General features: G+C 61.3%; 11 protein-coding genes and 1 pseudogene. 4 read left to right on the top strand and 8 right to left on the bottom strand.

What is annotated here, in order from left to right:
- Positions 1 to 218: 218 nt before the first annotated feature.
- Positions 219 to 1,766 (top strand): group II intron reverse transcriptase/maturase, encoded by a 1,548-nt coding sequence (ltrA, locus tag ACVIJ6_RS37980; RefSeq protein ID WP_250173133.1) that lies wholly within the window; start codon positions 219 to 221, stop codon positions 1,764 to 1,766.
- A 495-nt stretch (positions 1,767 to 2,261) separates the two neighbouring features.
- A complete protein-coding gene (locus tag ACVIJ6_RS37975) occupies positions 2,262 to 2,744 on the top strand; it encodes a hypothetical protein (protein ID WP_409880819.1) in 483 nt (160 codons plus the stop codon).
- A 177-nt stretch (positions 2,745 to 2,921) separates the two neighbouring features.
- Here the strand turns inward: ACVIJ6_RS37975 and ACVIJ6_RS37970 are convergent, their stop codons facing one another.
- The 5 genes from ACVIJ6_RS37970 to repA form a co-directional block, all read right to left on the bottom strand.
- Positions 2,922 to 3,398, bottom strand: coding sequence for a hypothetical protein (locus ACVIJ6_RS37970; protein WP_250173135.1), 477 nt, complete (start codon positions 3,396 to 3,398; stop codon positions 2,922 to 2,924).
- Between the two features lie 48 nt (positions 3,399 to 3,446).
- Positions 3,447 to 3,776 (bottom strand): replication initiation protein RepC, encoded by a 330-nt coding sequence (gene repC, locus ACVIJ6_RS37965; protein WP_456777190.1) that lies wholly within the window; start codon positions 3,774 to 3,776, stop codon positions 3,447 to 3,449.
- A 203-nt stretch (positions 3,777 to 3,979) separates the two neighbouring features.
- Positions 3,980 to 5,212: a plasmid replication protein RepC gene (gene repC / locus ACVIJ6_RS37960; protein WP_250173137.1), complete on the bottom strand. Its 1,233-nt coding sequence runs from the start codon at positions 5,210 to 5,212 to the stop codon at positions 3,980 to 3,982.
- Between the two features lie 197 nt (positions 5,213 to 5,409).
- On the bottom strand, positions 5,410 to 6,429 hold the full coding sequence (gene repB / locus ACVIJ6_RS37955) for a plasmid partitioning protein RepB (RefSeq protein ID WP_250173138.1): 1,020 nt from the start codon (positions 6,427 to 6,429) through the stop codon (positions 5,410 to 5,412).
- Positions 6,426 to 7,640, bottom strand: coding sequence for a plasmid partitioning protein RepA (gene repA, locus ACVIJ6_RS37950; protein ID WP_250173139.1), 1,215 nt, complete (start codon positions 7,638 to 7,640; stop codon positions 6,426 to 6,428). The genes repB and repA overlap by 4 nt, the downstream gene beginning before the upstream one ends.
- A gap of 1,669 nt (positions 7,641 to 9,309) precedes the next feature.
- Here repA and ACVIJ6_RS37945 point away from each other — a divergent pair.
- Complete coding sequence (locus ACVIJ6_RS37945; RefSeq protein WP_250173140.1) at positions 9,310 to 9,573, top strand: type II toxin-antitoxin system VapB family antitoxin; 264 nt, start codon at positions 9,310 to 9,312, stop codon at positions 9,571 to 9,573.
- A gap of 369 nt (positions 9,574 to 9,942) precedes the next feature.
- Here the strand turns inward: ACVIJ6_RS37945 and ACVIJ6_RS37940 are convergent, their stop codons facing one another.
- Positions 9,943 to 10,176, bottom strand: coding sequence for a DUF433 domain-containing protein (locus tag ACVIJ6_RS37940; protein ID WP_250173141.1), 234 nt, complete (start codon positions 10,174 to 10,176; stop codon positions 9,943 to 9,945).
- A gap of 174 nt (positions 10,177 to 10,350) precedes the next feature.
- On the opposite strand from ACVIJ6_RS37940, the gene ACVIJ6_RS37935 reads away from it, so the two are divergent.
- Positions 10,351 to 11,535, top strand: a complete 1,185-nt coding sequence (locus tag ACVIJ6_RS37935; RefSeq protein ID WP_250173142.1) for an RHE_PE00001 family protein — start codon at positions 10,351 to 10,353, stop codon at positions 11,533 to 11,535.
- 507 nt (positions 11,536 to 12,042) lie between these two features.
- Here ACVIJ6_RS37935 and ACVIJ6_RS37930 read toward each other — a convergent pair.
- Both ACVIJ6_RS37930 and ACVIJ6_RS37925 read right to left on the bottom strand, forming a co-directional pair.
- Positions 12,043 to 12,286 (bottom strand): annotated as a pseudogene (locus ACVIJ6_RS37930) (DUF736 domain-containing protein).
- A 412-nt stretch (positions 12,287 to 12,698) separates the two neighbouring features.
- Positions 12,699 to 12,995 (bottom strand): type II toxin-antitoxin system RelE/ParE family toxin, encoded by a 297-nt coding sequence (locus ACVIJ6_RS37925; RefSeq protein ID WP_169335363.1) that lies wholly within the window; start codon positions 12,993 to 12,995, stop codon positions 12,699 to 12,701.
- Positions 12,996 to 13,018 lie beyond the last annotated feature (23 nt).

The following is a 13,018-nucleotide window of genomic DNA, read 5'->3' as shown; positions in this document are numbered from 1 at the left end:
CCACACGGGGTAGAGTCGGCTCCTACAACGGACGAGGGATCATTGAGTGAACCTGGGAACCTCGCGATGATTTCTTCGACTTCCAAGTCGAAGATGATCGAGATGACCGATGAATGTCATCGCGGGGGGCGGAGTCTCCGTAGTAGTCCGAGGACGGGAAAGCTGTCCACATGGCAAAGGGAGACAGTAAGTACAGCAAGCCGGCAGGAGGTGGGCACATGAAGCCCGACGCGGTGAATACCGCGTTTGTCCTCGACATGCAGCGCAAGCTGTATAGGTGGAGCAACGCGGCCCCCGAAAAGGGGTTCGCCGACTTGTTCAATCTGGTGTGTGATCGCCGCACTCTCGGCCATGCTTGGCAGAGGCTTGCCCGCAACAAGGGGAGCCAAACGCCGGGCACGGACGGGATGACGCGGCACAAGATCGAACAGCGGCCCGGTGGCGTAACACAGTTTCTCGAGGAAATCCGCGAGGAGCTGCGCACTGGAATCTATAAGCCCGAACTTGTTCGCCAACGGTTGATTCCGAAGGCAGGCAAGCCGGGACGATTCCGCCCGCTCGGCATCCCGACGCTGAAAGATCGACTGGTGCAAATGGCTCTCAAGTTCGTTCTGGAGCCCATCTTCGAGGCGGACTTCTACCCGACTTCGTTTGGGTTCCGGCGTGGACGGAGCACCCACGATGCGCTTGCGGTAGTGCAGAAACATCTGCACCCGACGATCCACGGACCATCACCGGTCCGCTTCGTCATCGAAGGCGACATCAAGGGCTGTTTCGACGCCATTGATCATCATCTGCTGATGGAGCGGGCGCGCCGCCGCATCGGGGATCGCAAGGTCCTGCGGCTCGTACTCGCGTTCCTGAAAGCAGGTATCTTGGTCGAAGGCACGGTCCGTCATCCTATCACAGGCACGCCGCAAGGCGGTGTCCTGTCGCCGCTCTTGGCGAACGTCTATCTGACGTCCCTCGACGAGCGATACGGACGATGGACACCACGACCCCGCGAACGGCTGCAGAATGCCGCTGACAGGCGGCACTATGACCGCAAACGGGGACGCCCGACATTCCAGATCGCCCGCTACGCGGACGACTTCGTTATTCTGGTTACGGGCACGGCGGACGAGGCCATGGCCGAGCGCGACAAACTTGCGACGTTCCTCATGCAGGAGCTTCGCATGGAGCTATCCCTTGAGAAAACCTTGATCACCGGTGTCGCGGATGGGTTCGACTTCCTCGGCTATCGCATCATCCAGACGACGGCGCTCCGTACCAGGCATCGTGTCGGGAATCTGTACATTCCGAAAGGGAAAGTGCAGAGATTGCGAGACGCGATCAAGGCTCGGATCACGACCTATCCAACAGGAGAGTCGTTGACCCAGCTCATTCGAGAGCTCAACCCGATCATCCTTGGTTGGCGGACCTACTACCGCCACGCCACGGGAGCTTCACGCGAGTTCAGCAAGCTGGATTGGTGGCTGTCGAACCGGGTGTTGCGCTGGCTGCGCAAGAAGCATCGCAAAGCGGCGTGGCGGACACTGCGTCGCTATCGTGTATCCAGCGAAACAAACGAGCGTAAACTTGTTTGGGGCGAGGGACACGTGCGACTTCGCAGCTTCGCCACGGGCGGCACCATGCCGTATCCGTGGCGAGGCATCATGATCACGAACGGCTGGGATGACTCGCCTGAACCGCGAGGCCGCACACATGTGGCGGCGTCGTGGAACGCGCTCAACCACCTCGCCGGATTGACGACACCCGCGACGTAAGTCGCGCATGGAGAGCCGGATGCCGGGAAACTGGCACGTCCGGTTCGGCGAGAGGCGTGCAGAAACCAGCCGCCGCGAGGCGGTATGGCGCTGCACGCCTACTCTACCCCTTGTTTTTCTCGGGCCGCGCCTATCGCGACCTCGATGGCGGTCGTGAGACCGGAGGCGATCGACCTGCACCCACAGGGCCGAAATGAAATGGAGGGCGGCCGGCAGCGACTTTCTTGGACCGCGAGGAATGGCGCGCAGCGCCAGGGGAAGAAAGTCGAGGACGGACGTTGCGGGGACAAGATCGAGAGCCCGCGAAGCGGGATCGGCCTTCGGTCAGACCAGCCTCTATCGAGGACGCAGATGGGCACGCCCGTCGGGGAAAACACATGGAATGAAGACAGGCGGCCCTAATCGATTCAGCAATTCGGATCTCAAGGCAACGGGCGCAGCAGCAAAACGCAGTTCACCTTAGCCATGCACCTAGACCACGCGTCGTCACCCGCAATGGAGATCGTCGCCATCAGCAAACTCGGGGCGTCGTCGAGATTGCATCGCAACATTGATAACGAGGCCAGTGACGTGCCCGCCATGTGGATGCAATATCGCCCTCCGCATCCGTGCCGCCCATCCTGCGAGACATCAAAGGTACTGGCGGGAGTGGACATGCCGGTCATCGACTCGGTCTATCGTCGCAGAACTCGGGAATATGATTTAGAGTCGATCTGCACCTCCTATCGAGGAAGGACACAGACAATGTCGGAAATCTCATGGCAACGAGACGGAATCGACCCTGGCTGGTTCATCGCCGAAGGCGTCGGATCGATCCGAAGCACGGCCAGCTATGGGAAGCCCGGCGGGTGGTGGTTCCTCCCCGCTTGGCTGCCTGACACTGGAGAGAACGACATCGGTCCGTTCAAGACAAAAACTGCCGCACTAAAAGAGGCGCAACGCCTCTCGGCTGCCAAAGATGTAGCGGCCCAGAAGTAATCGCGGTATCGGGCATCGGCCGCTGTTTGATGCTCGAAAAGTTGGAACCGCACTCCGCTCCCGAGAGCGGAGCCTTATCGGACGTCACGCAACGCCACCGAGGGTTCTTCACCGCCCTCTCTCGACGAGTCAGCCCTGCAGCATTGAACCGCGCCAGTGCAGACGCGGTGCGACGAATCATCGCCTGCGCCGCGCAATCTCGTCAGCGACCATGCCCTGCGCCCGCACCAGCCGCTCATGCAGGGTCTCGAACATATCGAGGATGTCATCATTCGGTTCATTCTTGCCCTGCTCGATGGCTTCGGCAACGAGTTCATCGAGGGGTGTCTCCTTCAATCGGCCCTTCTCCAGAAGCTCTTCAAACAGGCCATCGCTGTTCGGCTGTAGCTGGATACGGCCGTCAGAGTTGCACCAGGCAGTGAATATCTGCTGTCCCAGAACGGCGCCCTCGACCATCTCCGCATCCAACGGAACCAGCGTTCCCCAGGCCTCGCCCGCCTCGTCGGTGAACCCTGCGACGTACATCCGTCGCTCCACGACGTTTTCATCGCGAAGCTGGAAGAACGGCGTGAGGATGATTGGAGTGCATTTTGCCATGACGATCTCTCCGAACAGCTTTGCGCCGACACAGTGCAGCCGGGTCAGCGCGGGCACCTTCGATCACACGAAAAAGGCAAGGTCTGGGAGCGGCGCCTCCTCGTCTCACGCCCGCTTCTTGTTCCGCCGCCGAGAATTAATCTGCGCCATCAGGATCGGGCCAAGCGAAAAATCGCCGAACTCGGATTTTCGCGTCAGACCGCGCAGATAGCCGCCGGCGGAATTGATCTCGGCCCCGCTCTGCAGGATGCACGCGACGACGGCGGCGGGCACCTCGCCCATGTCTGTTTGCGCCGCTTCCCAGGCACTAGGGCTGATCCCGAGCGTCGATCGAACGACGGCCGCGGTCGCGAGAAAATCCCGCCCTTGGCGTAATCGACGATGTCGGGAGATACGCGTCGAGGACCATTCCCAAAGGATACGATCCCTCGGCAAAACGACCCCTCGATCGACCGGCCGCCAGCGCATGACGCCCGGGTACGCAATCGCCCACGGACGATCTCGGGGTCGCGAGTCTCCTGCGCGGGCGCCCTGATGAGAGAAATTGGATCTGACGCGGCAGCCAAAGCCTTATGAAATTCTGCCTCAGACCACGCATCAGCCCGAGGCGGTGGCGCAAAGAGACGCTTCCCCATCCGTCAGGCCGTTCGTTTTTCATGGAGCCGTGAGTTGATCTGCGACATCAGAATTGGTCCGAGCGAGAATTCGCCGGCTTCGGCTTTTCGTGTCAGGCCGCGCAAATATCCGCCCGCGGAACGGATCGCGTCCCCTCGCTGCAGGATGCAGCCGACCACGATTGCAGCTTGGGTCTCGCCCATCACGGTCTGCGCCTCCTCCCAGGCGCTAGGACTGATCCCAAGCATGGATCGAACGACCGCCGCCGTCGCCAGGAAATCGCGCCAGTTCGAAATTCCGCCCTTCGCATAATCGACGATGTCCGGACATGCACTTAGGACCATTCCCAACGGATACGTACTCTCGGCGACTCGCGATGGTTGAGGTTTAGGCTCAACTCTCGCCGCCCTGCCTTCTCGAAGGCGAGGTTCAAGATCAATAGGGGCGTCTGGATTTGAATTCTGTATGTGGCGCTCAGAATGGGACTCATTGGCGCTCGGATTCTTGGATTTGATGTGTGCTTCCAGAAGATTGAGCACGTCATCAGCAAGTTGCGACAGCTCGTCGGCGATCGGCTCGAGCTCCTGGCGCGTCGCGGTGCGCGGAATCTGAGCGACCATTGCGCGGAATGCGGCATGCACCTCCTGCCAATCGGCAGGCCCCTGCCCTGCCCGTCGTGTCGGGACACCTTCCTCAATGCCGGTTGCAATCATCTTCGCGATGTCGCGTCGGCACAGCGTGATCCGCTCACGCACCAGCTTAAGGGCGCGGGCCTCAGCTTCAATATCAGCCGCCAGGCTCTCGAACTCCTCAGAGCGCACGACAAGCGGCGACAGATCGAAGCCGAAGGCGAGCTCGATTTCGCCGGCATCGTCCTTCCGCGCATAGCGCTTGCCATTTGGACTGTCGCGCCTAACGATCAGTCCCGCGTCGACCAGCACGGCGAGGTGGCGCCGCAGCGTCGACGCCGGCATGCCGTGCGCCCGACGACTGAGCTGATGGTTCGACGGGAAGACGATCAGATCATCCTCCCCTGTCAGCGCGGTCTCAGGATGGAAGGTCAGGAGCGCGTTTAACACCGAGAGCGAGCGCTCCGACACCCCAAGGCGCGGCCGTGCCGTGCAGATGGCGTGGAAGATCTTCCACTTGTGCACGATCTTTTCGGGGGGACGTTCGGTTGCGATCATTTGGCTTGCCACATGGGCAAGCGTCAACGATCGCCGCCCAAAAGGCGTCGTTGGAGAGTGTGACTGCATGTCTTTGCCTCAGCTGGGCAAAGGAAACCTGCTCGCCGAAACGACGACAAAATCGCGTAGAAACTCTTGACTGCGATTCGCGAAAGTGATTCTCTGTCAGTCGCCAAACTTGAAGAGAAGGGCTTCCGGAACTCCGTTTCGGGGGCCTTTTTCTTTTGCCTTGTCTGCTCCTGGTTCGTGTTTACGGGACGAGGCCGTTAGGCCTCGCTGGTTTCCTGACCGCCGCTCGTCTTTGAAAAGGCGTCGAACAGGGCCGGGATTTGCTCGACAAGAAATGCCGCAAATGTCGTCGAGACATTCTTGTCGAGGGTAAGCTTCAATTCGCGCTCCGCGTGACGCACGTGCGCAATCTTGTCGCCAGATGCGGAAAAGACCGGCTTCTCTTCCAATGGCTTCGATGTCTCCGCGGAAGATGGACGGCTGGCTGCTGAGAATGCTGCAAGAAATCGAGCGTCGGTTTCTCGCTCTGCAAACTTCGGTTCAGCGATCGCCGCTCTGACACGTTTGAGCGCCGCGGCATCCTTGATCAAGTCAGCGAACGACTGCCAGCGGCCGCGGCCAACTTTCGGAGCCTTCCCGATGGCTTGAATAACATCGGTTGGAACTGACCGGGCCACGGCAAGGAGTTTCGAGGCCTCCGCCCGATCAATCGACAAAGCATCTTGCACGATTGACCGGCTATGTCCGGCATCTTCGATATGCATCGCGAAGGTAGCGCGCTCAATGAAACTCAGATCTTCACGTGGTGCGTTCTCGAGTCCTTGCGCCACGACAAGCGCTTCATCCGACAGCACTCGCAGGATCGCTTTGACCGAAATGCCTAGTTCGCGTGTGGCGCGAACGCGGCGATGACCATACGCACTCTGGTAGCGCCCTTTTGCTTCAGGGTGCTCCCGAACGAGAATGGGCACCTCTTGACCACGCTGTGCGATCGACTGCTTAAGTGCCTCGAACGAGCTATCATCCTGGTCGCGAAACCTGTCGGCCAGCGGGGACGGATCGATAAGCGCGGGGTCGATTTCAAGGATCATAGCCCCGGATGCGATTCTTTCGCGAAGCTCCTCGTTCTCCTTCTCGACTTCGGAAAAAGAGTCTTTCAACGAGCGGACCGAGCCTGACGAGACCCGCGGCAGGGCACCGGGCATGTTGTCAGCTGACAACGCAGTTGATTGTGGGGCCGTGAAAAGGCTCTTGATAGTGTCAGTACGTTTGCTCATCGACCCCACACCTTCTTGAGAAGTTGCGCGATTTCGGCATTGACCGCGTCGACCGATTCCAATGCCCGGTCGTAGGCGCCCCGCCCCACGGCGCCGCGCTCCAGCTCATAAAGTGATTGCTTCGTGAGGCAGGCATTGGCGATCGCCGTCGATTTCCACACTGTGGCCTGGAGCACATCCGATCCAAAAAGGGTGCGGAGGAGAGCCACGATTTGCGCTTCGGGCACGTCATTGGGATCGTGGCGCGTGATGACATACCGAATGAAATCGTGATCGAGTCGCCCGCCAGCTTCCTCGATGACGGACATGAGGTCCGACGTCATGAGGAGAAATTGGCTCATAGATGCGACATCGACCATCTGAGGATGGACGGTCACGAGCATAGCGGTCGCCGCGTTTAGCGCGCCCATGGTCAAGTAACCAAGTTGGGGTGGGCAGTCGATGACGACGACGTCATAGTCGTCGGCAACCTGGTCGATGGCGCTGGCGACACGGCGAAAGAATAGGTCGTGTCCGCGTTCACGCCGCTCGACCATTGCTCGAGGCGTAGTGTGCTCGAACTCCATAAGCTCGAGATTGCCTGGCACGAGACCTATCCCGTCAAAATAGGTCGGCCGAACGACCTCGCGCATTGGCCGCCGGTGCTCGTCATATCGTATGGCGCCGTAGAGGGTTTCGTTCGCCGCGATGTCAAACTCGGGCTGGTAGCCGAACATTGCTGACAGCGAAGCCTGCGGATCGAGGTCAATCGCGAGGACCCGAAAGCCGGCAAGGGCGAGGTATTGCGAAAGGTACAGTGCCGTCGTCGTCTTGGCGGAGCCACCTTTGAAGTTGGCGACGGTGATGATTTGGAGCTTATCGCCTGGGCGCCGGCGCGGGAGAAATTCTAATGCTTCGCGAGGCCGTGCGGTGGCTAGATACCCGCGCAACTCATGAATCTGAGCCAAGGTATAAGATCGCCGGCCTCCGATTCCCGTGGTTGGGGTCGGTCCAAGTCCGTCGAGAGAAAGTTGTCGAAGGTACCCATCGGATACACCCGCAATTCGGGCGACCTCCCCAGAGGTGAACGAGCGCAGAGACTTGCTCGCCGAAGGCGGGAAAAGTGTCGTCGCGAGCGAGCGAAGCTGGCCGGAAAGAATGGCGGCATGCCGAGAGATCCGCGCGGACGCAGTCTCGCTCATCGTAACCGAATCTTCCGCTAAGCTACCCATTTGCTTTCTCTAGACGGTTTCTGCGCGTCAGACGCTTAATGTCCGTCTTGAGAGATGGCCACGATTCTATGATTTGGGCAAGAACTAAAGGGTTAACGAGTTCTTAACGCTCGATGGTGCGCCCAACAGCGAGTCGCGGCTTTTTTGTGCGCATTGCGTTACCGTTGACAACAAGGCCGCAGCCGGTGGAGCAGCCTCAACTATAGCGTGAGTCGGCGGGACTGCACGGGCCCCCGTCATTTTTGTACCCTCGCTACCTGCTGCACCGATCAGTGTTGCTACCGTACGGATGCGCCGGCGCCCGCCTTCCATGGGCACAAACTCCCTCGCTTCTGGCCCAGTTGCCGCGCACCGGCGCCTACTTAGCGAGCGGTTGATCTATGCAACGCTAGCGCCTTGATTCCCGGCTTCCCAGCGAGCCGTTGCCGAAGTTCGCCTCCGTCGTAATCTAAGGTCGTGTCGCGACCGACGGTCTCACGAAGAGCACCCTCCCCGCTTCGCCTGACCTTGGCCTCAGGCGCTCGGGCTGGATCCAGGCGGCGTGAAGTCCGCGATGTTGGCCCGCTAGATCCAGCGGCAAGCTGGGCTCTCGCGGTGTTCGATGCGTTACTGCGGCAACTTCGGCCTAGGCATGAGCGAGCACTACACGGTCACAGGTCTCCGCAGGACGACAGGCGTCGAGCAATCGACTCCACGCTTGCTCCTGCGCCGTCTGGCCGCACCGAGGCGGAGCACCAGCCGCATCGCCGACCACTGGCGCGGCGCTGGGAACGGCCCCGCCACATCGGGGCCCCTGCGAACCGTTGCGGCAAAGAATGGCAATGTACGGTCGGGTCACCACCTCGACCTACACGCCCTGCTGCTGATCGGCCTTGTGCTAGGACGGGTCCAAGCTTGCGGTAAGGCAGGTTCGGCGCTCGGATCGAATCCCATCCCGAGCACGAGGTTTCGATGTCCTGGAGCGCGCCCTCTATCGCTGGAGACTCATAGGTTGTTGTCAGCTGACAACATCCATCCCCTTGGTCCGGACCGCGCAACGAAACATGCCGATGTTCCGATCAGGCAGCCTAACGCGCTGCCGGACCTTGGGGAATAAGCTGGCACCGGGATGGAGCCATGACGGTGCATTGTCAGAGCAGGCCGAGCTCGTCGCAACTGCTTCGGTCCAGTTCATCAGGGAGCCATCCGACACGTCCGGCATCGGAGCGGCCCTCCGTTGGCAGCAAGGCCGACCAACGACTCCAATCGGCACGTCGAATGAGACTGATCGGGCAGTCGAACGCCGACTAGCGAAAATGGTGTTATACTACCTTTCACGGCAGAGCATTGTTGGCCGCTGATAAGCAAGGGCCAGATGTTGTCAGCTGACAACAATTGCGCTGCGATTTGGGTCGAATTTGTCGACACTCGTCCCCTCCATTCACACCAAGCGAGGGCCGGGAGGAGGTTGTCCTCGACCGTGGTTTGGTCGGGGCAAGGAGCGTGGTTTTGACGCAAAAAGCGCCCGGAAGGCGAGGAGGGGGCACTGATAGAATGTTAACCATAAAGATCTCGGCCTCCGATAAGCCGTCACGAGCTTTCCCATCAAATTTGGCGAGTATCCTCGGCCTTCGTGCGGTGTATCCGGAATGTTGGTAAGGACACACGACAGGCGCTAGAGGAGCGCCTGATGGCCTTCCATATCAAGAATCCGGAGACCGACACGCTGGCCCGCAGGGTCGCCGCGCCGAAGAAAATCGGACTGACCGAGGCCGTGCACACGCCGCTCTCCCATGAACTGGAGCATGAGCAGGGCAAGCCCTCCTTGGTCGACCTGGGCGTGCAGTTCTGTCGCGATTTGAGGGCAAAGGGGAATCCGCAGAGCGACAAACCGGCCGACAAGGCATTCCGCGATGGCCTCTACGACCACACCTTGACGGCGACCGAGGCCTGAGCGCCCGGTGCGTAGGAACCGGTGGGCGAGCGCGTTCGGAGGAGGGGAGGGCACCTTCCACGGGGCGCGTCCGCTGATCGATTTCGTGCCTGGCGGGGTGAATTTGCTGGCTTCCTTGCCGCCAAGATCGCTGTTTTGCGTTCCGACGTCCAACACTAGCAACAAGCGGTGATTTGCGACCCGAGTGGGAGAAATCCGCACCCCGCGCGCGGTCGGGATCGATGGAGGCCAAGGCGCCTTCGGGCAGCCCATTGCATCAGCCTGCGATCGGACGCGTCCACCGCACCCAATGCCGACTAATGCACCGCTTCGAACCGCGTTCAGGAGGAACCCAGCTCGGCGACAGGTTCCTGTCGATCAAGAATCGCATCAGGATGCGCGCTGCAGATTGACCTCGCGCTCCTCGGCCCGCCAGGCGGCGTAGCGCAAGGCCTCGACCACGTCCTCGCGCGCGAGATAGGGATAGTCGGCAAGCAGCGCATCGATACTGCGGTCGGCCCCGATCTGGCCCACGATCATGCCGACGGTGACGCGCTGCCCACGTATGCAGGGTTTTCCGCCCATCACGGTGGGATCTTGCGTAATTCGCCTAAACTCGCTCATGCATTCCACCTCGACAATCGCAACGCCGACCTATCATAGCCGGTGCCAAGCGGCATCCGAGATGGCAGGGCATCTGGGAAGGGGACAGCGACGGTCTCTGGTCGACCTCAGAGGCCCGCGGGCGCGATTTCCGGCCCGGCGGGAACACGCATCGCTATGACGGAAGCTACTTCTATGATAGCTTCCGTTTCGACGATCCCCGTTAAGGTTATCAAGGCCTTGCCATCCGGCTACCAAATCCCAGATCCGCTACCCTGGGCCTCTATCGCCGGTCCGCTCGCCTCCGCCGAGGACGCACTCGCCCGGCTCGACGAGCGCCTCGCCAAAAGTCCGATCCGCGAGGGGTGGATCAGCCGAACGCACTTCACCGATGCGTGCGCGAGTCTATGGCTGGAAGGTGAGCTCGTCCACCTCGAAGATCTCGTTCTTCACGATGAAGGCATGGACATTCGCGCCCCCACTCACGAGCTCACCCGCGCCCACACAGTCCTGCGCACGCGCCGTCGCATCGCCGCGGAGAAACCCGACTGGGCACTATCTGCGGGCGGCCTCGCCGAGCTGCGCGGCCGGAGTGAGCAGGCCAAGGAGGGGAAGAGTAACCGGAAGGAAGGCGACGCAGCGATGGGCCACGATGGGGGCGGGGACCAGAACGAGGAGGATCTCGATGGCGCGCTCGGCATCATCGAGATCGATCCGCATCTGGCCGCCACTTTCGCGGCGGTCGATGCCGCGAATGCCAAGACCGAGCGGATGCTCGCCAGCGCGAGCCAGGTCCGATCCGAGCGGGACTCACTGGTGTACGATCTCGACTGGGACGACGACGAACGTCTCGACGACTGGCGCGCCATCGTCGACCAGAGCCACACACTGCCGCCGACGCTCGCGGCCGCGCTCGCGGCTGACGCCTGGGTCACGATCGAACCGCTGCAGCACACACTCTGGCTCGGCCGGCTGCTCGCCGCTAACCTGCTGCGCGCCCGCGGCAAGACCCGTTGGCATCTTCCCTGCCTGCATGAGGGGCTCAAAGCCATCCCGCGCGAACGCCGGCGACCGCGCGACGCCGCGGCGCGGCTCGCCATGCAGCTTGAGGCGATCACGGCTGCCGCCGACACTGGTGGCAAGGACCACGACCGCTGGCTGATGACGAAAAACCTGCTCACGCGAAAACTCGCCGGCCGCCGCGCCACCTCAAAACTGCCGGCGCTGGTCAACTACGTGTTGACCCGACCGATCGTCTCGGCCGGCATGATTGCGGCCGAACTTGGAATCACGTCCCGTGCCGCCCACGATCTCGTCGCCGAACTCGGGCTGCGTGAGGCGACCGGCAGAGGAAGGTATCGAGCCTGGGGGGTTCTTTAGACAACTCCATTCTAAGCAAAGACGCGATTGCCTGGGCATTTTGAGCAGTGCGCATTTTGGGAGTGGGTTGTCCGAAAATTGTAGGCGCATTTCGGACAAGCGTTCCGGTCGGTGCCGCCCAACGGTAAGTCGCCGAGCTAGGGCTGCGCGAGGCGACTGGTCATGGGACGTTCCGCCAAGTCAATGCGATGCTCCGCCCCGGAGCAGATGGCGATAGCCGTGCTCAGTCATTCAACGGGGGCAGGCCAGGTGGGGTTTCCCAGAAGTTCTGTAATCTTGCCCCTGGTGCGAGATCGATAACGGTCGCTCTCCTCGTTTAGATTAGTGTCAGTTATCGTAGTCCAACTACGACTTTGCCCGTCAGTTCAAACTGACCGGGACGATCATCGTGGGATGGCTGCAATTCGCAGGACAAAACTAACCAGGCTCTATACCCCGCGCCTGGTGCATCGAGCGTGCGTACATACAGACGGCCCCGCCTTTCGGCGGAGCCGCTGCGTCGGGCCGTCAATCCCGGCTGGGGCGGGACCAGATGAGCTGGAGACCTTCCTGGCCTTCCACCTCGATCAGGGTGGCGTAGATCGGAGCGGGGAAGCTCGGATCGTCCAGCTTGACCGAGAGGTAATCGCGCTCGGTGTCCCGGGCGGTCTTCTGCCAAGCCAACCAGCTTGGCCTTGGCATTGAGCGCGAGGGTGCGAACCGTGCCGGTGAAGCCGTTGCCGGTCGAGGTGAAGGTGCCGATGGTCGCCATTGTTGTGTCCTTTCAGTTTCCCGGGCCGCGCCCATCGCGGCCTCGATGGCTGGCGACAGACCGGAGGCGATCGACCCGCACCCCGAAGGGGCCGGCACGCAGTAGAGGGCAGCCAGGGCACGACTTTCTTGTCTTGCGCGAGGAATGGACGCGCGAGCGGCCAGGGGAAGAAAGTCGTAACCGGCTGTTGCGGGGATAAGAGCGAGGCGGCGCTTTAGCGACGACGGCCTTCGGTCAGACATGCCAAATCGAGGACGACGTGGGGGGTGTGCCAGAAGAAACGGCCGAGGGACACGATGGCGGACAGCGCTCGCCGTGAGCAGGAGGCCGGCGCTGAAAGTCCGCGCGAGCCAGAGCTAACGCCGCAAGAAGGGATCCAACTCCGGCCGCAGGATACGATACGGAGCCGACCTCAATCGTCACTGGTAAGTTCGTCGGGCCACATCTGCGCGCCATGAAGCACGCGCAAGATGCGAACAGTCTGACCGTCGACAAGGTACGCCGCGACATAAGGTGTGCGCGGAATGACCAACTCCCGCGTGCCAGCGACGCGCCCGGGCCGGCCACTGTCAGGAAAGTCGAGCAGGCGCCGCGCGGCATCGGCAATCTGTTCATCAACATGAACCGCGGCGCGGGGATTCTCGGCCTCGATGTAGCTGAAAATGCCGTCGCGATCGGACAACGCGAAGCGCGACCAGACGAGTTTCACCGTTCATGCTCCGCCGCTTTTCG

This window comes from Bradyrhizobium sp. USDA 4369 (assembly GCF_054056435.1).
The sequence above is the reverse complement of the archived record's forward strand: the minus strand, read 5'-3'. Positions and strand labels throughout refer to the sequence as shown.

What these genes read in the sequence shown, in the direction of transcription:
- ltrA (WP_250173133.1), top strand. Translation starts at nt 219, where the DNA reads ATGAAGCCCGACGCGGTGAATACCGCGTTTGTCCTCGACATGCAGCGC.
- ACVIJ6_RS37940 (WP_250173141.1), bottom strand. Translation starts at nt 10,176, where the DNA reads ATGAGCGAGTTTAGGCGAATTACGCAAGATCCCACCGTGATGGGCGGA.
- ACVIJ6_RS37975 (WP_409880819.1), top strand. Translation starts at nt 2,262, where the DNA reads ATGGAGATCGTCGCCATCAGCAAACTCGGGGCGTCGTCGAGATTGCAT.
- repC (WP_250173137.1), bottom strand. Translation starts at nt 5,212, where the DNA reads ATGCAGTCACACTCTCCAACGACGCCTTTTGGGCGGCGATCGTTGACG.
- ACVIJ6_RS37935 (WP_250173142.1), top strand. Translation starts at nt 10,351, where the DNA reads ATGATAGCTTCCGTTTCGACGATCCCCGTTAAGGTTATCAAGGCCTTG.
- repB (WP_250173138.1), bottom strand. Translation starts at nt 6,429, where the DNA reads ATGAGCAAACGTACTGACACTATCAAGAGCCTTTTCACGGCCCCACAA.
- repA (WP_250173139.1), bottom strand. Translation starts at nt 7,640, where the DNA reads ATGGGTAGCTTAGCGGAAGATTCGGTTACGATGAGCGAGACTGCGTCC.
- ACVIJ6_RS37945 (WP_250173140.1), top strand. Translation starts at nt 9,310, where the DNA reads ATGGCCTTCCATATCAAGAATCCGGAGACCGACACGCTGGCCCGCAGG.